The sequence below is a fragment of the Alteromonas mediterranea DE genome, assembly GCF_000020585.3.
Taxonomy (GTDB): Bacteria; Pseudomonadota; Gammaproteobacteria; order Enterobacterales; family Alteromonadaceae; genus Alteromonas; species Alteromonas mediterranea.
This window is the reverse complement of sequence record NC_011138.3, coordinates 4,412,726-4,435,392: the sequence shown is the minus strand read 5'-3', so window position 1 is coordinate 4,435,392 and position 22,667 is coordinate 4,412,726. Positions and strand designations below refer to the sequence as shown.

The following is a 22,667-nucleotide window of genomic DNA, read 5'->3' as shown; positions in this document are numbered from 1 at the left end:
GGCCATTTTGCATTGTTAATATTAAAATCGCACCAACAATACCCCTCCCGCTACCCGTTAGAACAGCGCCCTGTGAGGGGTTACTCGTTTCTTGAGATTGTGATTTCGGGTAGTTTGTAAGAGATAAGCCCCAGTCTTAACGGCGACTGAGGCGCAGCCACGAGCCAAAACGCTAGGTAAAGGCTCAACCAGCTTTAAAGAGCTTGAGTGAAATTGTGGTTTTCTTCATAACAAATATCAAGCTATTTAGCCTTGTTGTTGAGTTTGGTTCTCGTTACCAAAGCATTTGTTCGTAATCCAAATATCATTCTCCGGCCCACAAAGGTGGTGCAGCAGTGCTAGGTTGATCTGGTGGCTGATCACGTTGCCGTTTCGTTTTTGGCTTTCTTTTTTCAAACCTCTCAGTAATAACCCTGTGCATGATTTTCCTATTTGCTCCGGCGAACTGGGCAGGCAAAAGCCGCGGTTTTGCTGTTTGGGGTGCAAGGTAGTACGTTTTCCTGTTTTAGATAAAGGCGTAATGCACCAAAAAATACAGGCGTTGGCCGGTGTGTTTGCTTGCAATGTTCTGGTTTGTATTGTGCCGTTCATATATACCGGTAAAAAATGTGCCGGTAACAAAACCAACCCGCCTTGCGCGTGGTCATCAACCTCAGGTAAAGGTAGCCAATACAGGTTTGGCCATTGCTCGGGGCTTTGCCATTTTTCTACGATCACTTGTGCGCCAATGCTATTTAGCCATTGGTGAATCGGGCAGCCTGGGTGTGCTTGTTTAACGCGTGGTAACTGAAAAGTCAGCCAGCGGGTTAAGCGTTCGGCTGCATTATCGCACTGGCTTAATGCTGGGTAGAGGGTAAACGCGCCATGCCCAACCAGTAAAGCGACCACCTGCTGTATCCATTCTCTATCCCAATCGTTACCACTTGCCCACAACACGTCACTTATCACCTTATTGGTTTTTCATGCCGTCTATTTTCAGTGGTCGGGTGCAGACTCGGTGGTGAAATAGATGAAAGAAATGGCCATCAAACTAACCAGTCAAATCGGTTTTTTATGATGACCTGTGCGCGGCTAACTGTTTGAGATACATAGTCCAATACAGCGCTGTTTGGCTAGTGCAAAAAAATCGAGACGCCAAACGATCGTTTGCATTCTGGGTTTAAAAAATCAAACGGTTTGTACTTTGGATTCGAGGTTGGTTTAGGGGGCAAAAAGTGCCAAACCTTGTTTTGAGCGAGTATTGGCATGGCCTACCAGCGTTGGATTTCAATCGAGAAGCCAAACAGTAAATGGACTAATTTCCCTGTTTGGCGTTTCGATCCAAAAGCCAAACGGATAGTGGTTTTGGCGTATGGGGGGTAAAGGCATGGGGAAGTGTTGAACGAAGAGCAGCTTGCTAATTTGACCTGGTATTTTATGAAGAGGCCTTTTCCAGCTTTAGTGAAGGCTGATTGTCACTGTTACCATCAATGTACTCAAGGGCGTACCCCATGGCCTTGTAGCTTTTCTCACGTTTTTTAAACATGCGTTGCAGCATAGGGAGGGCGCAGTCCACATAGTCGTGAATGGTGACTTGTGTTTTTCCTTCCGATTCACGATGAATACGACCAGCATATTGGGCCAATGTACCTTTCCATGCGATTGGCATGGCCAAAAACAACGTATCCAGTCTTGGCAGGTCAAATCCTTCGCCCACATATTTTCCTGTTGCGACGACAACTTGAGCCGATTGCAGATGATTGTCAGCGTTCTTGCGTTCCGCAGCTTTCATAGCGCCTTTGAGTGCGACAGTGCTAATACCAATCTCGGTAAGTCGTGAGTGTATGTATTCTGCGTGCTCTCTACGCTCTGTAAGGACTAACGGGTGTCCGCCATTTTGAACACACTGAGAGGCGTCTGAGACGATTTTTGACGTGCGCTGTTCGTTTTCGACGAGCCAGCGGTAGGCATCGCTTATTTTGGGGCGCTCATCTGTTGTTATTAGCTCTGCTGCTGGTACATCGTAGAGCTGATGAATCATCACGGTTTGAGTAAATTGCTCATCAGGGCTTTGTTTCACTTTGTAGCGAATGGGCCCTGCCGCCATGAAAATGATCTTTTGATGACCATCTTGTCGCTCAGGTGTTGCTGTTAGGCCCAATACATATTTTGCTCTTACCTCGTTGAGTACCATTTCAAACCTTGGTGCGGATAAGTGATGGCATTCATCAACAATAATGTGGCCGTAGTCTTGGATGAGAGGAGCGATGGAATTGTCTTTTTTATTGACCAAACTTTGGTAGGTAGCAATATCTATAATGCCATTCGGCTTTCTTTTACCTCCTCCTATACTGCCAATGTTTACTTCGGGTAGGAACGTGCGTAAGCGCTCTTGCCACTGCTCAAGCAGTTGTCGGCTATGAACCAGTATTAGGGTATTTACTTTGCGTTTTACGATCATACCAATGGCTGTAACCGTTTTTCCAAATGCGGTGGGCGCATGCAAAATACCGAAGTCGTGTTTAGATATTGCGGCCACTGCGTCACGCTGGTTCTTTCGCAAAGTGAACTCGGGGGTAAGTTTTAATAATGGTTTGCCGGTTTCGCGCTTATCGTCAAATAGTGGCGAAATATTTCGCTCTTGTAGCAAAGCAATCGCGTCATCGAGACAGCCTCGCGGTAGTGCTAGATAACCGTTTTCAATACGAGCACAGGAAATAAACCTCGGAATGCCATGGGTTGAAAAGCGCAACGCTTGTGTTTTAAAAAACACAGGATTAGAAAAACTCGCTAATCGCTTTAGTCCTGCTAGTAGTGGTCCAGGTAACTCGCTCATCAAAAAGTAGATATGGTTGGCCAAGGTAATGGTCACGTTTTTCGGCAAAGACTCTAATTTTATTGGTGCGGCTTTGGCTGTGATTTCCCAAGGTGGGCGGTTATCTGTTAGCCCTTGTTCGGACAGTAATAGGGTGTTGGGTGAAATAGTTGTTATGAGTTGATCAATACTCGATTGCGTGAGCGTTTTAAGATCTGCAAGGTGCCGCCATTGATCGTCAATCGCATTCAGGTCACTGTCAACAAAGCAACTACGGCCTGAAAGGCGAGCCTCCTTTTGAAGTGGTAGCGCAATGAGATTGCCAAACCCGCCTTCAGGAAGGACATCTTGGTTAGGAAATAGCCTGTCATAGGAGTCAAACGATAGATTTGGAAATATTTCCATGGCTTTATCAAGCAAAGCGAAACCCAGTGCCCGAGCTTGGTTCGCTGGGATATTGGTTTCAAAAAAGATCCATAAGTGCGCCCCGTTGCCAGAACGCGAGATTTCTATCGCGTGGGGAATATCAAACGCTTGGCACGCTTTAGACATTGCTTTGACTTCTTCTTGCCAACAGCCTTTGTCAAAATCGGCGGCTAACAAATAGCACGAATTATCTCTCAGTAAGGGATACAGCCCCACCACTTGTTGACCGGCAAGGTGCCTGTAAATAATGTGCTCGTTTAATTCGCTAAACTTTCGGTGTGAACAGTCTTGGCATTTAATGCGGGGCTTGTTGCATAGCCCGCTTACCCACTCATTATCACAGGCTACGGAATAGCCACTGCGGCCCTGTTGGTTTTGCCAACGATTGGCGAAGATATCCTCTCGCCCACGAAATCGTTGTCTGAATAGGGCGACTTTTTGTTCTGGCGTGAATGTCTGTACTGAACACTCGTTTTGAGCGCTACGCAAAGCCTCTCTTAATGCGAGAAGCTGCTGCTTTTCGTTTTCAAGCTCAGCTAGCCTGTTATCAATAGCCGAAATGTTTGGGTAGCGAGCGTCATTCATGACAACATAATTTTTATGTGCAGCACTATGACGCGCGAACTTGCGGCGGTTTGATGAGCGACTCTGCTGGAATACCTAGCCCTTCATGAAGTTTCCAAATCATTTTTAGCGTGAGTGACCGCTTATGGTTTAGGATTTCATAAACACGATTGCTTTTACCTATCATGGGTTCAAGATCTTTAACCGTTAAGCCTTTGCGCTCCATCTCAAACTTTATTGCCTCAACAGGGTCTGGCAAATCCATTGGGAAATGCTTTGCTTCGTAGGCTTCAACTAACGTAACCAAAATGTCCAGCTTTTCGCCTTCGACGGTATCAGGCTCCGCCATCATTAGGTTTTCGATATCGTCTAATGCCGCGCGGTAGTCGGCATCTGTTTTAATAGGTCTGATGTCCATTATATACCTCTTGTTACTACCTTTTGGCTTCAAATCGTTTGCACATCAATTTTATCGTATTGCGCATGGCTGCCGATAAACCGTATGTAAACCACCTTGTAGGCATAATTGATCCAAACAACTAACCGGTATTTATTACCGGCAATGTTAAACACGACACGCCCATCTTTGAGGATGCTGGCATTTCTAAAGTCCTGTTTCACATCCGCCGGTGCTCCCCAATCAGCGTTTAATGCATGCCTATACCACGCTAACGTTGGCTCTTTCGTGTCAATGTATTCTGGGCTGTCTTCCCAAAATGTTTTTAAGGTTGATAGTGCGATAATTCTCATAAACAGATGTTAGTCCCAATTTGGGACTTTTGCAAGTTTGGCATTTTTGATGCGGTTAGGAGTTCTTACCGCATCCCCAATTGCCCCATTCCTTGGGGCGGTTCACATCCCTCTTATTCACCCTCTGAAGCTCGGCATATCAAGTGTTGCCCCATTGTCCCAACTGCCCACAGTAATTGAGCGCGCATGTTACGATCTATCTATAATTGCATATCAAAAAGTACTTAGTGATACATAATAGCTAATCATTCTTGTGTTTGTGGGATTACGGTGATATGTTTTTGTATATAATTATTCCTAATTGATGCATTAAGGCGTATCGAAATGAGCTATGTAACAGAGCAGATACTAGAAAGTCTTCGAGAAGCTCGGGTACGCAAGGGGTTTAGCCAAAGAGAGTTAAGCGCGCGTTCGGGGGTGCCGCAAAGTCATATTTCGAAAATCGAGTCTGGCGGCGTTGATTTAAGAATATCCAGTTTGATTGCACTTGCCCGTGTACTCGACCTAGAGTTATTGGTTGCGCCTAAAAAGTCCGTTCCTGCCATCAAGTCAATCATTCGAAGCAGCCAAGGTATTAACGGTATCAGCGATGAAGCTGAGCCAATACCGCCCGCATATCAGCTAGAGGAAGACATTGATGACTAATCATGTTTCTACGCTCAACGTGTTGCTCTATGGCGAACCCATAGCAACGATCACCAACGTGGGCAATGACAGAACGCTTTTTGCCTTTATGGATTCGTACATTCATGATGAATCACGGCCCGTGTTAGGGCTGGGTTTTAAAGATGCACTGGGTGGCTTACTGACTAATTTTAAACCGACCCAAACCAAATTAACTCCGTTTTTCTCTAACCTTTTGCCAGAAGAAACCATGCGTCATTACCTGGCAGAGCGTGCCGGAGTGAATCCAGCGCGGGAGTTTTTTCTATTGTGGGTGTTAGGACAAGATTTAGCAGGTGCGATCACGGTTGAACCTGCTGATGGTGAAGCGCTGCCGCCTAATGTGCATCAAGACATTGACGAAGAAACGAAAATAGATGTTCCAATGCGTTTTTCATTGGCGGGTGTGCAGTTGAAGTTTTCGGCCGTACAACAGGCAAACGGTGGGTTGACTATTCCAGCAACCGGTCAAGGTGGTTCTTGGATTGTGAAATTGCCATCGTCTCGTTTTGACGCTGTGCCAGAAAATGAATATTCGATGATGGAACTGGCTCGCATGTTGGGGATGGATGTGCCAGAAACGCAGCTACTCCCGATTAACCAGATTGCTAATATCCCAGATGGCATTGGCAAATATGGTGACTCTTTTAAAAATGCTCAGGCGTTTGTGATCAAGCGCTTTGATCGTGCAGATGATCAAGCCGTGCATATTGAAGATTTTGCGCAAGTGTTTGGCGTCTATCCTCAAGATAAATACAAAAAAGCCAGTATGCGCAATATTGCTCAGGTTATCGGCATCGAAGGTCAAGACGAAGACATTGCAGAATTTACGCGTCGATTGGTGTTCAATACCCTAATTGGCAATGCGGATATGCATCTGAAGAATTGGTCTGTGATTTACAAAGACAAGCGCACCGCATCGATCGCGCCTGCCTATGACTTTGTCTCGACTATTCCTTATATCCCCGATGATAGTGCGTCGCTGAAGGTGAGCCGTAGCAAGAAATTCAGTGATTTCACGCTGGATGAGCTGTCACACTTAGCGGCTAAAGCCATGCTGCCAGAAAAATTGGTATTAGATACTGCCAAGCAAACCGTGGCAGGCTTTCATGAAATCTGGGCGAAAGAAAAAGCGCATTTACCACTTACCAAGTCGATGATTGAAGCAATCGAAACACATTTGCGAAGCATACCGCTACGCTAAAATGAGAACCGACGCGTACAGAAATGCAGAGGCGTCGGTCATATTGGCTTGAAGATTATGTTTAGTGACTTGTTTTGTCAATCAAAGCCCCAGTTTGCGTCCTAGGCTGACAATCACGTAGAACGTGAGTTTTAGCGAAAGCCAAGGGGCGAGTACCACCAATGGTTCAACCACATCAGCCACGGTTTGATGGGCAATTCGGCGCTCTTCAAAGTACTGTTTTCAAAAAGCTCGGGCCGGTCGTAGATACCCTCAACGCCTTTTAGCTTATGGCTAAGACAGCGTTCGGCCACATTTCCTGCAATGCCCAAAGAGGCGGCAAGGCTGCGAAAGGTGCGGCGTAAATCGTGTACGGTGAAGTATTCAAGTTTACCCATTTTATTGAGTGGCTGTTTTTTGCGCCCAGGCTCGCGACCAAAGAGTTTAGAAATGGCGCGGTTAAGCGTATCTGGCCCCATATGTGGACGATGGCTTGCTCGTCTGGCTGGGAAAACATAAGGCGAGCCACAAGCGCGGATTTGCAACTCGTTAAACCAAGCAATGGCTTGGCGTGGTAAGGAAATGCTGATTGGGACGCCGGTTTTGCTGCGTTCTTTGGGTAGGTCCCATACGCCCGTGGTTAAATCCATTTCACGCCACATGGCTTGGCAAAGTTCGCTTTTGCGTACGCCCAATACCAAAAAAAGACAGCAAGCGAGGTAGTTGTCGCGGCCAAAGCTATTGATATGGGTATGAAACACGCTAAAGGCGTAGTGAATTTCCTCTTTGCTGAGCATCCTATCTTTACTGGACTCCACGCCACCGGCATCGTCCACGGTAAAGGCTGCGGCTGGGTTGTTCAGCGTTAAGTCGAGCTTTATCGCATGTCGAAACAACTGCTTCATGTACATCAAGGTGTCGTTGGCAATGGTAGGGCGGTTACTTTCTCGAATGCGCTCTAATACTTCGCGTACGTCACGTGCGGTCACCTCAGCAATACACTTAATGCCAATGACAGGGCTTATGTCTTTGGTGTAAACCCGATACGGGATCTTGGGATGCTTTAGTCGTCTACTCAGATCGGTTCGATACCAGTCATGGAACAGTTGATCCACGGTTTCAATGTCAGGTAACTCGATTTTCTGTTTTTCCAGAAGAGGATCTATGCCGTCACGTACTTCCTTTCGAAAGTATGCGGCGGCAATTCTGGCGTCTGCCAACGACATTAAAGGAAATTGCCCCAAGGTTGCTTCTCGTCTTCCTTTGGCTGTGGTGTAGCGGATCATCCAGTAAGGCGAGCCTTGTTTGCGGACGCAAAAGTATAACCCTTCACCATCTGAATATTTTTTTGGGTCGGCTTTGCTGTATGCAATAACCTGTTTTGCTGTGAGTTTTCCCATGTTTACTCCATAGTTGCTGAAATAATGGAGGGGGCAATAATGGCTGCCCACCACCGATTTGCTTATTGAGCAAAAATGAGGGGACTGCCCACCATTCTGCCCCCACTAAACAAGTAGTTGATAATGGAAATCTACCAACCGAATTGGACGGGAAAAATAAAAAAGCCCTGTAATTTCGATGCTCTTCACAAGGTAATACAGGGCTTTTAAGGCATTCTTGGACGGGTAAATTTCAACCCAAGAACCTATTCGATGTTTTGGATCTGTTCGCGCATCTGCTCAATTAATACTTTAAGCTCTACAGCTGATTGCGTTATGTCAGTGCTAATAGATTTTGAACCTAAGGTGTTCGATTCACGATTAAATTCCTGCATCATAAAGTCGAGTCTGCGGCCTACTGCCCCGCCCTTCTTAAGGATATTGCGGGTTTCTTTAACGTGTGCGTTTAAGCGGTCTAGCTCTTCTGCCACATCCACTTTTTGCGCAAGCATGATCATCTCTTGCTCGAAACGGCCAGCGTCTAGCTCTACTTTTGCCTCTTCAAAGCGCGCCTGTACTCTTTCGCGCTGCCACACCATAATTTCAGGCATGCGCGCCGCCACTTTTTCCGCTTCTGCTTCAATGGCATCGAGACGCTGCGTAATCATGCCTTTAAGCGCTTCGCCTTCTGTAGCACGGGCACTAATGAAGTCATTTAACGCTTGGTCGAACGCGGTCATTACATCGGCGTGAATGGCATCCATATCGGCCTCTTCGGCGGCAATTACGCCAGGCCAGCGCAATACGTCTAGCGGATTAACGCCAGTTGATTGACCGTGCGACTGCACCCAGTCGGCCGCGTGTAGAACTTGCTTTGCTAGCTCTTCATTTAAGCTAAGCTTGGTTACAGCTGCATCGTTTGCGGTAAAACGCAAGGCACATTCTACTTTTCCTCGCGCCAACTTTTTGCGGAAACGCTCGCGTAAAACAGGCTCTAATGAGCGAAACTGCTCTGGTAGGCGGAAGTAGGTCTCTAAAAAGCGTTGGTTAACTGAGCGTATTTCCCAAACCGCTGAGCCCCACTCTTTTTTCGTTTCTACGCGCGCAAACGCTGTCATGCTGTAAATCATAAATATCCTTTAATTTTTATAAAAGCCTGCAAAAACAACCCGAACGTCGTGTTGTATACGTGAAAATCGAAGGCAGGTTTTCTTGTATTTTGTATATTACCCCACATTTACGATTTTCAATAAGTAAACATGCAAAGTTCGTTTTTAACGCTTGCGGGTATTGCGTTATACTTAAGCGCAATTTCGTAGCTATTTTGTATTTGCAGCGTTTGGCCGCGCGTTAACTTTCTCGTATTTTTAACGCAGGGCAGAACTGTAAATCGCAATTCATTTTTAAGCATTTACGTTGTGGAGAACACTATGCGTCCAAGCGGCAGAACCGCCAGTCAAATTCGCCCCGTTACTATTACTCGCCAATACACTTGTCATGCAGAAGGCTCTGTTCTTGTAGAGTTTGGTAACACCAAGGTGTTGTGTAATGCGACGGTGGAAGAAGGTGTACCACGCTTTATGAAAGGCCAAGGCAAAGGTTGGGTGACGGCGGAATACAGTATGCTTCCGCGCGCAACTCATACTCGCAGCGGTCGTGAAGCCGCACGCGGTAAGCAAGGTGGCCGTACGTTAGAAATTCAGCGTCTCATCGCTCGTTCACTTCGCGCTGCACTTGACCTAAAATTACTGGGTGAAAACACCATCACGCTTGATTGCGACGTTATCCAAGCAGATGGCGGTACCCGCACAGCCTCAATTACCGGCGCATGTGTTGCCTTAGTTGATGCGCTTACATACATGCGCAGCAAAGGTATTATTAAAACAAACCCACTTAAGCACATGATTGCTGCGCTATCAGTCGGTATTTACGAAGGTACACCCATTGCTGACCTTGAGTATACAGAAGATTCTGAAGCTGAAACCGATATGAACATTGTAATGACAGAGACAGGTAAGCTTATCGAAGTGCAAGGCACTGCTGAGGGCGAACCTTTCTCGTTTGAAGAACTTGATGAGCTGTTGAAAATTGGTAAGCACGGTCTACGTGAACTATTCGATATTCAAAAAGCAGCCTTGGCGTAAGCGAGTAATAAAGAGGTCATCATGAAAGCGTTTCAGCGAGATTTTATCGAGTTTGCTATTGAACGTGGCGTACTGAAGTTCGGCGAATTTACGCTAAAATCGGGCCGCGTGAGCCCCTACTTCTTTAATGCTGGTTTGTTTAACCGCGGCGGTGATTTGGCCAAGCTGGGCCGCTTTTACGCCAATGCACTAATGGATGCCGGCGTTGAGTTTAACGTACTGTTTGGCCCGGCCTACAAAGGCATTCCTATTGCCACTACGACTGCCGTGGCGTTAGCGGATAACCATAACCTTGATGTGCCTTATTGCTTTAACCGCAAAGAAGCCAAAACACACGGTGAAGGTGGCAATCTAGTGGGAAGCCCGCTAGAGGGCAAGGTTATGCTGGTGGATGATGTGATCACAGCCGGCACTGCTATTCGTGAGTCTATGACACTCATAGAGCAGCAGCAAGCAAGCCTGTCAGGCGTACTTATCGCGTTAGATAGACAAGAGCGCGGTAAAGGCGAGCTCTCTGCGATTCAAGAAGTAGAGCGCGACTTCAACACGCAGGTTATCTCGATTGTTTCCCTTGCCGATGTGGTGTCATACCTTGGTGAAAAAGGCGGTTTTGATAACGAGATCGCTGCAATAAACACCTATCGTGAAAACTATGGCATCTAAGTTTGACAACGTGTTTAACGCCGCCAGTCAGCACCTAGATGCTTTGGGACTTCGCTGCCCTGAGCCGGTGATGATGGTGCGTTTGAATATTCGAAAGTTGGCCGATGGGGAAACTCTTTCGGTCACGGCTGACGATCCATCAACGGCCAGAGATATTCCCAGTTTTTGCCGCTTTATGGACCATACCTTAGTGGCATCCCAAACTGAGACCTTACCGTATCAATACGTTATAAAGAAAGGGCGCGAATAGGCGCCCTTCTTTTTTAAATCGTTAGTCGATTTTTCTATACTTGGCTTCAAGTGCACAATAAAGTCCAAACATAATGAATCCTGCTCCCACGGCCGCGATAAGATAGGGGCCGAAGGGTTGCTGCATTAAGGTTTCAAGCGCTTTTTGTAAGCCACCTGCTTCTGAAGGATTACTTAAAAAAGCGGCGAGAATAAAAAAGCTTCCTACTAGCGAGTAAACAACGCCCCTAGCGGTGTACCCTAGCCGACCAGTTACGGTCACACTCTTTTCGATACGTTGACTTAACGCGGGTAAAGAAAACTTTTCTAAAAAGTCGGTGGTATAGGTATGCTTGAACTGCACAATAGCAAATATGAGTATACAAAAACCAATGGCGGCCACTAATACTAAACCCCATTCGTACTGCATTAAAAACTCGCTGACCTTTTTTCCACTTCCTTGAGAAGAGGAACTACTTTTTAGTGCTAAAAGGGTTTTTCCACCCGCATAAGCGGCGATAAAATAGAAAGCGCCAGACACAAAGAAGAAGACTTTATTGATCATGTAGATAAAGAAACTGTCGTCAGTAGATTTATCAGTGATAAAAATTTGCAGCCAGCGCCAAGAGGCGTAACAGGCGAGACCGAGAACAAGAATACCTAAGAATACCTGTCCAAGGGGTTGTTGTTTAAGTGTAATAAAGACATGGGACTGGGAGGCTTTTTCACGGCCCATCGTATTTAACACTGAGGTAAGAATGAATGCCCCCAGCATGATATACATAACGGTTTTCGCGCTGTAGCCCGCTTTAGCCGTAGCCTTTTTCCATTTCGACGAAGATTTCACGAGTTCCTCTCATAACCTAATGGCATCATTAATTCATCTACTTCTACGTTACCTATCAAGTTGCATTCCGCTTTTTATTCCCGTTTAAAATTCATCTAGCGAGCAGGGGCATCAGCTTTCTGCGCCATTTGCCGCTACTTGCAATAGCAGCTTTTGTAATACACGCTTGCTTTGAGCACAGGTGCAGTGGATGTCGGTCATATGCAAGACTTCCACGCTTAACATCTTTTGCAATACCGACGCTTTTACGTTTAACGAAACGAAGCCTTCTTGATTTGAAATTTGTTCTGGTGTCATGATCATTTCCCCTTTGTGAATAGTTTAATGCAGCGTTTCACAGGCCAATCGATTTGTGCATTCAGGCAAGTGAATGTGTTCAAGCGTTTGCTGTAATGATGCAATCAATCTACAAATAGAAGGGCTAGTGGCGTGAAGCGGTAATATTGCAATAAGTTGCTGTTGGCACTCTTGCAATATGGCGTGGGCCTCACGCTTTTTTTGCTCTTGTGCGAGAAGAGAGGACAAATACATGCCCATGGTGCCAAACGCGAGCACATCCTCTTGTATGGCTTTTTCTTTATTCGATGAGGTGGACTGTAGTGCATTAAGAATGACTTTGGCTGCTTCAAAGGTTTGATAGCCCAGTTCCCTGGCCCGCTCACGCTTTCCCTGCTGATGGGCTTGCTGGGTTTGCGCTTGCAAAGCAAGGCGATGTTGTCGGGCATTTAAAGGATTTAGCTGTAGCCACTTTTTATACACGGGACACAAACGCTGAACATTCATATAAGCACCTCCTGTTTTTTATAACATTAGTGCAAATAAGAATCATTATCAAATGTAAAGTTCAAAAAATCTATTGCAGCAATCGGTGTTCAGGAAATTGGGGTCATGAGGTCTTTAATTTGTTGCAGCGATTAACACGTCAAACTTTGTGTAGGCTATCCGAGTGCGTTAGACAGCCACCACAAAAAGATCACAGCAAGGGTAATGGCGACAACGGCTTTCATTTTATAACGTTTGATAAGCTGTTCGGCTTTATCTCCTGCGTAATACACGACAATCGCAAGCCCGAAGTATCGGATAGCCCGTGCTATGACGGTCGCTAAAAGAAACAGAGGTAGCGAAAATTTCGTCGCCCCTGCTGCGAGCATGGCAACTTGGAAGGGAATAGGCGCGATGCCTAAAGTCATAACAAACCAAAAGCCTTGGTTTTGCATTTGCTGCTTAACATTATCGAACTGGTCTTGGCTGAAAAAAGTGTTAATCAACCACTCCCCTACCATATCAAATAAGTAATATCCAAGTGCATAGCCGAAAACAGCACCAATAACACAGCCTAATGTTGCCATGAACGCGATTTTCCACAGCGACTCGCGTCTTGCCTGCATTAGCGGAACCATTACCGCTTCAAGGGGAATAGGCACTATCGTAGATTCTAAAAACGACGCTAAGGTGATGCCTTTTAGCATATGTTTAGAGTCGATCAGCTTTTTAGTTTTATGTTTAACCTTTTTACCCAGTGCCATGTAATCTCTACTACTTAAATTATTTTTTACTGCCTGTATACAACACCGTCTTTCATCACAAATGACACGCGCTCCATAAGCGAGATGTCCTCTAGCGGGTTACCCGGTATGGCTACAATATCGGCTAACTTGCCTTGCTCCAGTGTGCCCAAAATATCGTCTATACCCAGTAATTCCGCGCTGTTAACGGTGGCGCTAAGCAGTGCATCAATCGGCTTCATACCGGCATCGACCATAAGCGAAAACTCTTGGGCATTATCGCCATGGGCCGACACACCGCTGTCTGTACCAAAAGCAATTTTTACGCCCGCTTTGTGCGCTTCGGCGAAAGTATTTTGAATGAGCGGACCTATTGCTGCCGCTTTAGGGCGAACGAGTTCTGGGAAGAAGCCGTCTATTTTAGCTTTATCGGCTACGAACTTACCCGCCAGTATGGTAGGCACATAGTAGGTACCGTGTTTTTTCATAAGGTTGCGAATTTCATCATCCATGAAAGTACCGTGCTCGATAGAATCCACACCTGCTTCAATGGCTCGCATCATCCCTTCCTTGCCGTGGGCGTGTACGGCTACTGTCATGCCATAATCTTTTGCTGTAGCGACTATAGCTTCCAGTTCATCCGTCATAAATTGTGGGTTTTGGCCGCTTTTAGCTACGCTCAACACGCCCCCGGTTGCCGTAATTTTAATGAGGTCTGCGCCGTCCTGATAGCGAGCGCGAACGGCTTCTCGGGCTTCGACTTCTCCGTTCGCCACGCCTTGTTTGGGGCCTACATCAGGGCGCAATAGGTGTGACATGCCGTTGCTTGGGTCGGCATGCCCCCCGGTCGTAGCGATAGATTTAGCTGCCGTGTATATACGTGGCCCTGAAGCGTACCCTTTTGCAATAGCATTGCGTAATGCGACGGTTTCATTATAGCCGTCACCCAGATTTCTTACCGTAGTAAAGCCAGCGTTTAGCGTTACTTCGGCGTAATTAGCTGCGCGCAACGCATAGTCGGCTTCATTCAATGAAAAGCGCTCAAGGTACGTTTGTGGCCCGCCATGCTGTGACGACAAGTGCACATGCATATCCATTAACCCAGGCATAACCGTCGCGCCTTTTAAATCAATAACCGTGTCGCCTTCCTGTGCTCGCGTAAATCCTTTTTGCACGGAAGCTATTTTGTTATCTTCTACAACAATAGTCACATTGCTCAACAGCTTTTTTGACGTACCAGTAAAGGCTTTTCCAGCGTGGATAAGGGTTGCTGCTGTGGCTGAAAAAGAGGACGACAACAGGGCTGCGGCTACCGTCAGCGTAATGAGAGGCTTATTCATGATATAGGTCTTCTTGTTGATTGTTTTATAGACTATATCGAATGTAATGCACCTGTTGATATAACGCAAAGTAAAGCGCTATCAATGGCGTCTTTTCAGTGATAAGTGACCTAACGTGCTCGCACTTGCGTCTTTATTAAGGCGCTATTAATGCTACCTAGCAACTTCACCTAGTATAAAACGTTTCCCACTTGAGCGAATCGAAAACGATGTTACAGACTCGTTTGCGTGTTCGTCGGCATGCTCAAGTAGTTGATAGTAAACATTTTGGTGTAGTCTAGCCCATAAGTTCCTACGCACATTTATATAGGGAATGGGCGTAGCTTGGGGGTCTTGGATGGCTTTGGGGGGAACCCGTAGTTCAAGTTGTTCTGCATGTTCTAAACGTATTTCGTCACCGGTTTGCGTGGTAAAGGTGAACACGTCGTCATCGGTGCGTTCGCCTTTTTCTTTTTGCCATTGAGTAACAAGAAAAGGCGTGTCCTCTACGGTAATACCTACTTTTTCCACGGGGGTTACCAGGAAGTAGTTTTCATCTTCCCGCTTTAAGACCGAGGCAAAAAGTTGGACCAGACTCGCTCGCCCAATCGGGCTTCCTTCGTAAAACCACCTGCCATCCAGGGCAATCGTAAGGTTAATGTCTCCGCAAAAATCGGGGTCCCATTTCTCAACAGGCGGTAAAGGGCGCGCTTTTGACGACGTGCCCTTAAGCTGTTGTTGAAATCTAGTTAGATCCACGTTCTTCAACCAATACTTTCAGCTCGCGTAGCTTTGCCTTGATACGGCGCATGTTATCTGGCCCGGTGCGAAGTAATTGTTTTTGCGGTTCATTTAAATTTTCCAAGCGCTCATCCGCATATTTATAGGCTACTGAGTCGGAATAGACCTCAACTGGAACTGGTACTTCAGGGGTGTCTAAAAGCTGATCAATAGCTTCTAATAGCACTTGATTAAAGTCCTCGTCAGGGTTTCCAATCTCTGAGAATTTCGCTTGAATATCGCCTTTATAAATACCGTAGATATTAAGTAATGCGTCATTATCAAACGACTCGAGCATATCTACATAAGGCGTGTAACGCTTGTAGCTTGCCGCATCAATCCACTGCTTACCTGCCTGTGAGTAAACGCGAAAGTTTTGCTCGGGAGGTGTAAGTAGCTGATGATTAGGTGCCATTTCATCGTTCGCTAAGTTGGTAACCGATACCACAAAGCGTTGAATAAGCCCTTCGTTCACCAGCATGCGATTAACCGTTGCTTCATCTGCTGATGAGCTTTCAATTAACGATGCTTTCACCGCAGGGTCGCTAGTATCGAGAGGCTCAGGGTCTGACTCAACAGACTCTGGGAGAGGTTCAACTTCATCTTTTTCTTCCAGCTCAACCGTTGGCGCTGGTTGGGTAGGCTCAAAAACTTCTGGTTCTTGAGGCTCAGTGATTTCCGGCTCAGTAACTTCAGTCTCAGGTGTAACTGCTGGCTCGGGCTCATCTTCGCTGGGCCAAAAGACTATGGCCAGAATAACGATAAGAAGAATGCCAACAATTATAAAATGAGGGCCTAACGATTTCTTTTCTGACGATTCGCTCATAATGACTCCGCTACAAAAATATCCTTTCGGTAATACTATCAGAGATAACACCCAAAATTAGAAAATCAATCAAGAGAATTGTTCCCCTTCATCGTAAATTCCTTATTTAAGACACTTTTTTAACGTAAAAAGACCGGTTTTCGATTGGTTTTATTCATCAATTAAGGGGAAACCCTTATTTTTAGGGAGAAAAAGTGGCGCTATCGTGTAAATAGAATGGTGAGCATTAAAACATTTGTTTAACATTTTGTTTTATGTATTAATGTGTTGATTCAACGAAATAAAGTACTGGATATTGCACGAAAAAATGCGCTTTTTAGCGAATTTGTCGTGAGGTGTAATGAGGCTTTAACGTTACAAGCATTTGTTAGGAAAACTAGCGTGAGTAGATTTAGACAGTATCACCCGAAACTTCACACCCCAGTAAAGCGCTACAGTCATATGCAGCTTTTAATTATGCTTGGGGTAACGCTATACCTATTTTTGAATATTAACAACTTACCGATTGAGCATCAGCTGATCGCTGTAGCGACAGTCGTGGTTATGAGTATTCAAAATGCGTTTATTCTCTCAAAAGCTAAGGTGGCACTTGCTGTCGAGGGGCCAAGGCTACTTGTATTTCCTTTAATGTGGGTTGCCTCGGGAATGGGCTATGCGGCGCTGATATATAGCGCATCGTCCATTGCTTCGCTGTTGGTTTTGGCTAATGCCGTGCGCCATCGCAACCACCGCCGCCCACTTAATATCGCTAATGAACCTGAAAACCTCGCTTAGCGTATAAGCGTTGTTTTATATTGCCCTTGATAGTGCGGTTGGCATTTTATCACGTAGAGAATGACTTACCGTAAAGGGAGGTAGAAAGCGTTAGACGCGCTCGCTATGTTCATGAGGTAGGTATGCAAAAATTTTACTTTCGGGATATCGAAGATACGCCAACAGTCATCGATTATTTAGAGGTTCAGTCTTACGAGATGAATGTCTATCTCGTTTATTTATCAATTGGAAAGCAAAGCGGTATGCTTTATGACAGTAAAGACAAACCTATGCGCTTTTTTAGCGCCGGGCATATCCGTGAGGCATTTGCCCATTGCCACGTGCACAAAGCCGTAATGAAGCACGACACGCCTTACGATGAAATGATAGGCAACCCGCCAAAAAGCGAAGAGCAAATGGCGCTACCGTTTAGTATGCAGTTGCCTTATTAATTTAAGTGTGGTGTCTACGCTGTGAGCCAAGTGCTAGCGGCTTCTCGCATATCAACGTTTGCGCTTAGTCGCTTAGCAAGCAGAAACAGCCCACCCAGCTTTCGATGTATAAAAAGGGCATCTACCGGCGGTGTGTGCCAGAAGTTATGCTCCATGGTGAGTGTCATTCCCTTTTCATGAAGGCGCGTAATGAGGTCGCTTTGGCCAAAATCATACGGTCCTTCATGCCTTATTGCCTCACAGGCTTCCATCCCAATGTTAATCACGGCGTCTAATTGCGTTTGACTATGAGTTTCATCAATTAGCCCTATGGCATAGGCCGCCTGTTGCATCATCTCTTTATCGTTGTTCGCTGCGCTGTTTAGTAAAATTTGGTATTGCGCGGCAATGTGGTCAGGGACTTCTCGCGTGGCACCGAAGTCTAATAGTACAATTTCTTTAGAATCTGGTTTAAATCTATAGTTTGCTAAATTGGGGTCGCTTTGTAGAAGTTTGAAATTGAAGACTTCATTAAAAAATAAAGTCATCAACGCGGTCATCACGGCATCTCTTATTTTTTGGGGCTCGTCTAGCAATGCATCTAGAGGCTGGCTTTCTACAAAGTCCATCGCTAATACGGTGCTGGTGGTGAGTGGTGCGTGAGTATTAGGGATAATAAACGCGGTAGAGCAATGACGAGAAAAGTCACACGCTTCAACCAGCGCGCGATAGCGGTTGAGCATTTTTGCTTCGCGCTCATAATCTGCCTCTTGATGCAGCTGCGTTTTGGCGTCTTGTAATAGGGGGCCAATGTCTAAGGATTTTGGGACCAACCCGGTCAGCTTTATAAGCGTTGCTACATTATCAATATCACTATCGATGCTTTGTTTAACGCCAGGGTACTGTACCTTAACTGCAAGCATCTCACCTTCCATCGTAATCACTTTATGTACTTGACCTATGGAAGCGGCTGCAATTGGCGCAAAGGAAAAGTAGAGTAAGCCATCTTGCCATTTCTCGCCCCAGGCGTTATTGAGAGTCTCTATTAGCTGGTTTTTAGGCATGGGGTCGGCGTCTTCGCGCAATCGACCCAAAATCACGGCCAGCTCTTCAGGTAAAAAGTCACCGGCATCCATAGAGATAAGCTGACCCAGCTTCATGGCGGCCCCGCGCATGCTGGCTAGCTGATCTGCGATGTTAGCAATGTTTTTGGGCGTTAAAAGCAATGAAGATAACACTGGCTTTTCGCCTTTCAAAAGCTGACCTGCACCTTGGGTCACCACATTGCCTGCAATTTTTCCTGCCAATGAACCAAGGCGTCCTATACGAGAAAGTCGCGATGAGGGGATCGCTTTGCTGGGGCGCGGTGTTAATTCATCTTTGGTATCTGATTTATCTGCCATACACTCACTCAAATTTTGTTAAGAAGCGAGACAACAGCACGTGTGAAAGCAAGTAAGAGAGGTATCGTATGAGCACTGCTGAACTAATATATAGTTTTACTTACGACCGGGCGTTACGGATCCCGCAGGCACAAGATAATTAATTAAAATTCACAACGACGTCTATTGAGGCTTTATAAGCGCAGTAGACGCAATGGTTGCATTTGATGTTAGCTTTTTATCCCGTTAACCGTGGGAATGACATATAAGTGCCACGCGTTAGATAATTTGAGATGTAAACTGAATAGCCAAACCAATTACGCTTCCGTAAGCAAAGCCAGACCAACCACTGGCGCTTCTATAGCGAAATAGTGCTGCCCCAAAGAAACCGCACCACAACATGGCTGCATAAGAGGAAATAAGCCCATCGCCCATGCCCGTGTCAGGTAAAAACAGCATAACAACAAACGTTAATGCCATGGCCCCACTCAACACAACCCACATAATGTTCTTTTTGTCAGAAAAGGCATTATTCGGTGACTCAATCGTGTCTTTCTGCTCTGCACTTTCAGCGTGTTCGGCAAGTTGAGCCGCTTTTGCTAAACGCTTTTTGCGTTCACTTCGCTCGCTTCGCGATGCATTCTTTTTGACCTGAGAAGGTATTGGTGCAGCAGTACTATTAGCCATGGTTTACCTCACTAACGGGTTTCAGTAACGTGCTTGATCCATAGATAAGGTAGAGCAGGCGTAGGAAAAAGACTATAAGACTTCGGTCTCACATTGACATGAAGGTGCAAGAAAAGAGAAAGCCCGCTTACATTTACCGCAAAGGATGTCTGTATTACGGGCTTTTACATAGCGTAATGCCGCTAGATATTAGTGATGATCGCTATTTTGGCTGTTAAAGCTTACTTCTAACAGGTTTACACTATCTGCAAAGGTAAGAGTTCTAATATCGCCCTTTCCTTCTACATTTAGCGTGTTTACTTGTTTTGGCCATAAGTCACGCAATGCATCGTGGCGAATTTTTACGCCTTCGAGCACGGGGGGCTCAGCCGTTTCTTGATAAACCCAAAAGTGCTTACCTTCCACTTCAAACCCTACGTCTGCTAGCGTTAAAGGCTCGCCTGCGGCGTTCAAAATAGCGAAGTGACGTGCCACATAATCAGCAAAGTGTTGCTGAGTTTCCACGTCATCCATAATGTCAGCGTGTTTATCAAACAAGGCTTTCACCGCATGCTCAGCGTCGTGAAGATTAAACCGGTGCATCACTTCAATATTTTCAGTTCGTGGGTTGAATAACACTGTAGTGATAGCCGCTTTAATTTGGTGAGCCTGCAAGGCAGTACTGTACGAGGCTGCACCTACTAATACCGTCGCGGTAAGCATGAACATACACACGCTTGCAAGCAGAGCACGAGGGCTCTGCTGCAGGCGGGTCAAAGACAACTTACTCGTCATCTTTATCCTCGTCGTCATCGGTCTTCAGTTCGGTTTTTGAATCGTGCATAAGGTCGCGATACTCATAGGTATTACGCGGTTTATTCTTATACGCTTCAATACGCGACGGAATGATGCGGCGTGGGTAGTGATTGTTTTCCACATTTACATCTGCAGTTTCCCAGTGTGGGTCAACCGTTACGCTAACCAGCTCTTTATTTTTATCGGTAACGATAAGTTTGCTAACCGCTTTCGGGGTGCGACGCCAGATTTCTGCAGGAATGCGCATTTCTTCTTTTGTGCCGTCTTCAAAACTTAGCTCAAGGATAATCGGCATGACCAAACCCCCTTTGTTGCTAAAATCTAGCACGTAGTAGTTTTTGTCTTCTTTTACTGCACGTTCAAACGCTTTACGTTCCCAAGGCTCAAGCTTATCAAGAAACTTCTTGTACTTATTGCGCTCTTTATTCGTTACCGTGTAGCGGTCGTTTTCGTCGTAAAAATCGCTGATATCTTCAAAGCGGTCTACCCACAGCTTTCTACCTTCTTCCTTGTTGCGAATATCGGTAAGTGACTTAGGTTTTTCCATTTCTGCTTCGCGCTCGCGAGCAAAATCAATATCTGGATCTTCAGTGTCTAAACGCAGCTTGTAAACGCTGTCTAGGCTGATATCTACGTGGTCGGTAGTATAGAACCACCCGCGCCAGAACCAATCAAGATCTACACCTGACGCTTCTTCCATGGTGCGGAAGAAATCAGATGGTGTAGGACGCTTGAACATCCAACGCTGCGCATATTCTTTAAACGCAAAGTCAAAAAGCTCACGGCCAAGAATGGTTTCACGAAGAATGTTAAGTGCTACCGCTGGCTTAGTATAAGCATTAGGGCCTAAACGAAGTACTGAATCAGACTGTGTCATAATTGGCACTTGGGTTTGAGACTTCATGTAGCCTGTAATATCGCGAGGCTCAACACCCCATGGAATCGTAGGATCCCATTCACGACCGGCAACGCCATCTAGGAAGCTGTTTAGCCCTTCATCCATCCACGTCCACTGACGCTCATCAGAGTTCACTGTCATAGGGAAATAAATGTGACCCACTTCGTGAATAACCACGCCAATAAGGAAGCGCTTTTCAGCAAGCGAATAAGTGCGTGAACCGTCATCGCGTAGCTCTGTACGCGGGCCATTGAAGGTGATCATGGGGTATTCCATGCCGCCCACCGGGCCATTTACCGACTGAGCAACAGGGTATGGGTAATCAAAGCTAAAGCGGCTGTAAACATCCATAGTGTGGATGATGGATTCTGTTGAATACTTCTGCCATAGCTCGCCACCTTCTTTCGGGTAGAAAGACATCGCCATAACTAATGGTTGCGTGTCGCCACCTTGTTGATAACCGCGTGCATCCCACGCGAACTTACGCGAAGATGCCCAGGCGAAGTCACGTACGTTATCGGCTTTGAAGGTCCAAGTTTTAAGCTTAGATGTGCCTTCTTTTTCATTTTCAATCGCTTCTTCAGGAGAAACGATAAATACGATGCGGTCAGCTTTTTCTGCTTTTTTCAAACGATCGCGCTGCGTTTTAGTCAGCACGTCTTTCGGGTTTTGAAGCACACCTGTAGAAGACACAATATGATCCGCTGGAACTGTGATATCTACTTCATAGTTACCAAATTCTAGCGTGAATTCACCGCGACCAATGAACTCTTTATTGGTCCAAGCTTCGTAGTCAGTGTATGCAGCTAGGCGTGGGAACCACTGGGCTAGCAAGAAGATGTCGTTGCCACCCTCGCGCTCGTCATCTGGGAAGTGCTCGTAACCTGCACGGGCTGAAACTGCATCCTCTTCTACAATGTTGAACGCAAAATCGATATCAAAAGTGACTTCGCTGCCAGGTTTAAGTGGCTTTGCAAGGTCAACACGCATTAGTGTACCAACAATGGTATGACGTAAATCATTACCCGATTTGTCTTCTACACGAGAGATGGTGTAACCCAATTCGTTATCGTCAACAAACTGCTGGCGACGTAGCGCACCCATGCTCAGCTTGGCGGGCTTATCGCCGCTCGCTGCCTGTGTGCCTGGCCCACGGTTACCTATGCCACCAAAGGTTGTGGTAAGGGCTGACATAGAGTCATCGCGGAATTTGTTTTGATCAAGCTGAATCCATAAATACTTAAGCGTATCTGGCGAGTTGTTGTGATACGTAATGGTTTCACTTGCTTCAATGCGGCGCTCGTCTTCAAGTAGTTTTACGTCAATATCGTAATCTACTTGTTGCTGCCAGTATTGATGACCCGGCTCGCCAGCAGCGTTACGGTATACGTTTGGAGTAGGGAGAACTTCGTCTAGCTGACGGAATTTATCTTCGAAATCGCCTTTAGTTTGTTTTATAGCGGCGGTACTTGGAAGAGAAATCAGCATAGACAACACTGGCGCTAGCCAGAAAAAGTGTCGTTTTGCGGTGCTCATGCAGTTTCCTTGCAACTTGTAAGTTAGTATTGTTATAAGATAACTGCTTCTAGTATATAAGCATGCCCGACACAATCCAATTTTTTGGCCGTAAACTAACCATGTTTTAACGCA

Annotated in this window: 24 protein-coding genes; 7 read left to right on the top strand and 17 right to left on the bottom strand. The window is 45.9% G+C overall.

Annotated features, from left to right (window positions below; genetic code table 11):
- Positions 1 to 246: 246 nt before the first annotated feature.
- From MADE_RS19710 to MADE_RS19695, 4 genes are all read right to left on the bottom strand, one after another.
- On the bottom strand, positions 247 to 936 hold the full coding sequence (locus tag MADE_RS19710; protein ID WP_023559995.1) for a hypothetical protein: 690 nt from the start codon (positions 934 to 936) through the stop codon (positions 247 to 249).
- 478 nt (positions 937 to 1,414) lie between these two features.
- Positions 1,415 to 3,805: a TOTE conflict system archaeo-eukaryotic primase domain-containing protein gene (locus MADE_RS19705; protein WP_012518688.1), complete on the bottom strand. Its 2,391-nt coding sequence runs from the start codon at positions 3,803 to 3,805 to the stop codon at positions 1,415 to 1,417.
- 25 nt (positions 3,806 to 3,830) lie between these two features.
- Positions 3,831 to 4,202: a helix-turn-helix domain-containing protein gene (locus tag MADE_RS19700; protein ID WP_012518689.1), complete on the bottom strand. Its 372-nt coding sequence runs from the start codon at positions 4,200 to 4,202 to the stop codon at positions 3,831 to 3,833.
- 29 nt (positions 4,203 to 4,231) lie between these two features.
- Positions 4,232 to 4,534, bottom strand: a complete 303-nt coding sequence (locus tag MADE_RS19695) for a type II toxin-antitoxin system HigB family toxin (RefSeq protein WP_012518690.1) — start codon at positions 4,532 to 4,534, stop codon at positions 4,232 to 4,234.
- A gap of 324 nt (positions 4,535 to 4,858) precedes the next feature.
- On the opposite strand from MADE_RS19695, the gene MADE_RS19690 reads away from it, so the two are divergent.
- Positions 4,859 to 5,179: a helix-turn-helix domain-containing protein gene (locus MADE_RS19690; protein WP_012518691.1), complete on the top strand. Its 321-nt coding sequence runs from the start codon at positions 4,859 to 4,861 to the stop codon at positions 5,177 to 5,179.
- Positions 5,172 to 6,401 carry a type II toxin-antitoxin system HipA family toxin gene (locus tag MADE_RS19685; RefSeq protein ID WP_012518692.1) on the top strand — a complete coding sequence of 410 codons (1,230 nt, stop codon included), beginning with the start codon at positions 5,172 to 5,174 and terminating at the stop codon, positions 6,399 to 6,401. The genes MADE_RS19690 and MADE_RS19685 overlap by 8 nt, the downstream gene beginning before the upstream one ends.
- Before the next feature lie 131 nt (positions 6,402 to 6,532).
- Here MADE_RS19685 and MADE_RS19680 read toward each other — a convergent pair whose 3' ends face one another.
- Both MADE_RS19680 and MADE_RS19675 read right to left on the bottom strand, forming a co-directional pair.
- Positions 6,533 to 7,780 (bottom strand): tyrosine-type recombinase/integrase, encoded by a 1,248-nt coding sequence (locus MADE_RS19680; protein WP_012518693.1) that lies wholly within the window; start codon positions 7,778 to 7,780, stop codon positions 6,533 to 6,535.
- Between the two features lie 245 nt (positions 7,781 to 8,025).
- Entirely contained in the window at positions 8,026 to 8,889 is an 864-nt protein-coding gene (locus tag MADE_RS19675; protein ID WP_012518694.1) for a YicC/YloC family endoribonuclease, read from the bottom strand.
- Positions 8,890 to 9,189: 300 nt separating this feature from the next.
- On the opposite strand from MADE_RS19675, the gene rph reads away from it, so the two are divergent.
- Genes rph through tusA form a run of 3 tightly spaced genes read left to right on the top strand, consistent with a single transcriptional unit; the run spans position 9,190 to position 10,816 of the window.
- Positions 9,190 to 9,903 (top strand): ribonuclease PH, encoded by a 714-nt coding sequence (gene rph, locus MADE_RS19670; RefSeq protein WP_012518696.1) that lies wholly within the window; start codon positions 9,190 to 9,192, stop codon positions 9,901 to 9,903.
- 21 nt (positions 9,904 to 9,924) lie between these two features.
- Positions 9,925 to 10,566, top strand: a complete 642-nt coding sequence (gene pyrE / locus MADE_RS19665) for an orotate phosphoribosyltransferase (RefSeq protein ID WP_012518697.1) — start codon at positions 9,925 to 9,927, stop codon at positions 10,564 to 10,566.
- Complete coding sequence (gene tusA / locus MADE_RS19660) at positions 10,556 to 10,816, top strand: sulfurtransferase TusA (protein WP_012518698.1); 261 nt, start codon at positions 10,556 to 10,558, stop codon at positions 10,814 to 10,816. The genes pyrE and tusA overlap by 11 nt, the downstream gene beginning before the upstream one ends.
- A 21-nt stretch (positions 10,817 to 10,837) precedes the next feature.
- Here the strand turns inward: tusA and MADE_RS19655 are convergent, their stop codons facing one another.
- From MADE_RS19655 to MADE_RS19625, 7 genes are all read right to left on the bottom strand, one after another.
- A complete protein-coding gene (locus MADE_RS19655; protein WP_012520197.1) occupies positions 10,838 to 11,641 on the bottom strand; it encodes a DUF1206 domain-containing protein in 804 nt (267 codons plus the stop codon).
- 111 nt (positions 11,642 to 11,752) lie between these two features.
- The gene (locus tag MADE_RS19650; protein ID WP_012518700.1) at positions 11,753 to 11,938 is read right to left on the bottom strand and encodes a hypothetical protein; all 186 of its coding nucleotides are present in this window, start codon (positions 11,936 to 11,938) and stop codon (positions 11,753 to 11,755) included.
- A gap of 24 nt (positions 11,939 to 11,962) precedes the next feature.
- Positions 11,963 to 12,424: a hypothetical protein gene (locus MADE_RS19645; RefSeq protein WP_012518701.1), complete on the bottom strand. Its 462-nt coding sequence runs from the start codon at positions 12,422 to 12,424 to the stop codon at positions 11,963 to 11,965.
- Positions 12,425 to 12,579: 155 nt separating this feature from the next.
- Complete coding sequence (locus tag MADE_RS19640) at positions 12,580 to 13,167, bottom strand: YqaA family protein (protein ID WP_012518702.1); 588 nt, start codon at positions 13,165 to 13,167, stop codon at positions 12,580 to 12,582.
- A gap of 26 nt (positions 13,168 to 13,193) precedes the next feature.
- The gene (locus tag MADE_RS19635) at positions 13,194 to 14,486 is read right to left on the bottom strand and encodes an amidohydrolase family protein (protein ID WP_012518703.1); all 1,293 of its coding nucleotides are present in this window, start codon (positions 14,484 to 14,486) and stop codon (positions 13,194 to 13,196) included.
- A 153-nt stretch (positions 14,487 to 14,639) separates the two neighbouring features.
- The gene (locus tag MADE_RS19630; RefSeq protein ID WP_012518704.1) at positions 14,640 to 15,224 is read right to left on the bottom strand and encodes a DUF1285 domain-containing protein; all 585 of its coding nucleotides are present in this window, start codon (positions 15,222 to 15,224) and stop codon (positions 14,640 to 14,642) included.
- Positions 15,211 to 16,071: a DUF3014 domain-containing protein gene (locus tag MADE_RS19625; RefSeq protein WP_012518705.1), complete on the bottom strand. Its 861-nt coding sequence runs from the start codon at positions 16,069 to 16,071 to the stop codon at positions 15,211 to 15,213. Before MADE_RS19625 ends, MADE_RS19630 begins: the two co-directional genes overlap by 14 nt.
- Positions 16,072 to 16,452: 381 nt before the next feature.
- Here MADE_RS19625 and MADE_RS19620 point away from each other — a divergent pair, with 381 nt between their 5' ends.
- Positions 16,453 to 16,845, top strand: coding sequence for a hypothetical protein (locus MADE_RS19620; protein WP_023559994.1), 393 nt, complete (start codon positions 16,453 to 16,455; stop codon positions 16,843 to 16,845).
- A 122-nt stretch (positions 16,846 to 16,967) separates the two neighbouring features.
- Positions 16,968 to 17,276 (top strand): DUF6482 family protein, encoded by a 309-nt coding sequence (locus MADE_RS19615; RefSeq protein WP_012518707.1) that lies wholly within the window; start codon positions 16,968 to 16,970, stop codon positions 17,274 to 17,276.
- A 14-nt stretch (positions 17,277 to 17,290) separates the two neighbouring features.
- On the opposite strand, the gene MADE_RS19610 is transcribed toward MADE_RS19615, so the two are convergent.
- From MADE_RS19610 to MADE_RS19595, 4 genes are all read right to left on the bottom strand, one after another.
- Positions 17,291 to 18,658, bottom strand: coding sequence for an ABC1 kinase family protein (locus MADE_RS19610; RefSeq protein WP_012518708.1), 1,368 nt, complete (start codon positions 18,656 to 18,658; stop codon positions 17,291 to 17,293).
- 258 nt (positions 18,659 to 18,916) lie between these two features.
- Positions 18,917 to 19,324, bottom strand: coding sequence for a hypothetical protein (locus tag MADE_RS19605; RefSeq protein WP_012518709.1), 408 nt, complete (start codon positions 19,322 to 19,324; stop codon positions 18,917 to 18,919).
- 189 nt (positions 19,325 to 19,513) lie between these two features.
- Positions 19,514 to 20,098 carry a DUF6702 family protein gene (locus MADE_RS19600; protein ID WP_012520193.1) on the bottom strand — a complete coding sequence of 195 codons (585 nt, stop codon included), beginning with the start codon at positions 20,096 to 20,098 and terminating at the stop codon, positions 19,514 to 19,516.
- Entirely contained in the window at positions 20,088 to 22,553 is a 2,466-nt protein-coding gene (locus MADE_RS19595; RefSeq protein ID WP_012520192.1) for a M1 family aminopeptidase, read from the bottom strand. The genes MADE_RS19600 and MADE_RS19595 overlap by 11 nt, the downstream gene beginning before the upstream one ends.
- Positions 22,554 to 22,667 lie beyond the last annotated feature (114 nt).

Bases quoted from the DNA above. Each gene is read 5' to 3' on its own strand.
- MADE_RS19690 (WP_012518691.1), top strand. From the start codon at position 4,859: ATGAGCTATGTAACAGAGCAGATACTAGAAAGTCTTCGAGAAGCTCGG.
- rph (WP_012518696.1), top strand. From the start codon at position 9,190: ATGCGTCCAAGCGGCAGAACCGCCAGTCAAATTCGCCCCGTTACTATT.
- pyrE (WP_012518697.1), top strand. From the start codon at position 9,925: ATGAAAGCGTTTCAGCGAGATTTTATCGAGTTTGCTATTGAACGTGGC.
- MADE_RS19705 (WP_012518688.1), bottom strand. From the start codon at position 3,805: ATGAATGACGCTCGCTACCCAAACATTTCGGCTATTGATAACAGGCTA.
- MADE_RS19625 (WP_012518705.1), bottom strand. From the start codon at position 16,071: ATGAGCGAATCGTCAGAAAAGAAATCGTTAGGCCCTCATTTTATAATT.
- MADE_RS19645 (WP_012518701.1), bottom strand. From the start codon at position 12,424: ATGAATGTTCAGCGTTTGTGTCCCGTGTATAAAAAGTGGCTACAGCTA.
- MADE_RS19595 (WP_012520192.1), bottom strand. From the start codon at position 22,553: ATGAGCACCGCAAAACGACACTTTTTCTGGCTAGCGCCAGTGTTGTCT.
- MADE_RS19640 (WP_012518702.1), bottom strand. From the start codon at position 13,167: ATGGCACTGGGTAAAAAGGTTAAACATAAAACTAAAAAGCTGATCGAC.
- MADE_RS19605 (WP_012518709.1), bottom strand. From the start codon at position 19,324: ATGGCTAATAGTACTGCTGCACCAATACCTTCTCAGGTCAAAAAGAAT.
- MADE_RS19635 (WP_012518703.1), bottom strand. From the start codon at position 14,486: ATGAATAAGCCTCTCATTACGCTGACGGTAGCCGCAGCCCTGTTGTCG.
- tusA (WP_012518698.1), top strand. From the start codon at position 10,556: ATGGCATCTAAGTTTGACAACGTGTTTAACGCCGCCAGTCAGCACCTA.
- MADE_RS19695 (WP_012518690.1), bottom strand. From the start codon at position 4,534: ATGAGAATTATCGCACTATCAACCTTAAAAACATTTTGGGAAGACAGC.
- MADE_RS19680 (WP_012518693.1), bottom strand. From the start codon at position 7,780: ATGGGAAAACTCACAGCAAAACAGGTTATTGCATACAGCAAAGCCGAC.
- MADE_RS19675 (WP_012518694.1), bottom strand. From the start codon at position 8,889: ATGATTTACAGCATGACAGCGTTTGCGCGCGTAGAAACGAAAAAAGAG.
- MADE_RS19610 (WP_012518708.1), bottom strand. From the start codon at position 18,658: ATGGCAGATAAATCAGATACCAAAGATGAATTAACACCGCGCCCCAGC.
- MADE_RS19650 (WP_012518700.1), bottom strand. From the start codon at position 11,938: ATGACACCAGAACAAATTTCAAATCAAGAAGGCTTCGTTTCGTTAAAC.
- MADE_RS19600 (WP_012520193.1), bottom strand. From the start codon at position 20,098: ATGACGAGTAAGTTGTCTTTGACCCGCCTGCAGCAGAGCCCTCGTGCT.
- MADE_RS19685 (WP_012518692.1), top strand. From the start codon at position 5,172: ATGACTAATCATGTTTCTACGCTCAACGTGTTGCTCTATGGCGAACCC.
- MADE_RS19615 (WP_012518707.1), top strand. From the start codon at position 16,968: ATGCAAAAATTTTACTTTCGGGATATCGAAGATACGCCAACAGTCATC.
- MADE_RS19700 (WP_012518689.1), bottom strand. From the start codon at position 4,202: ATGGACATCAGACCTATTAAAACAGATGCCGACTACCGCGCGGCATTA.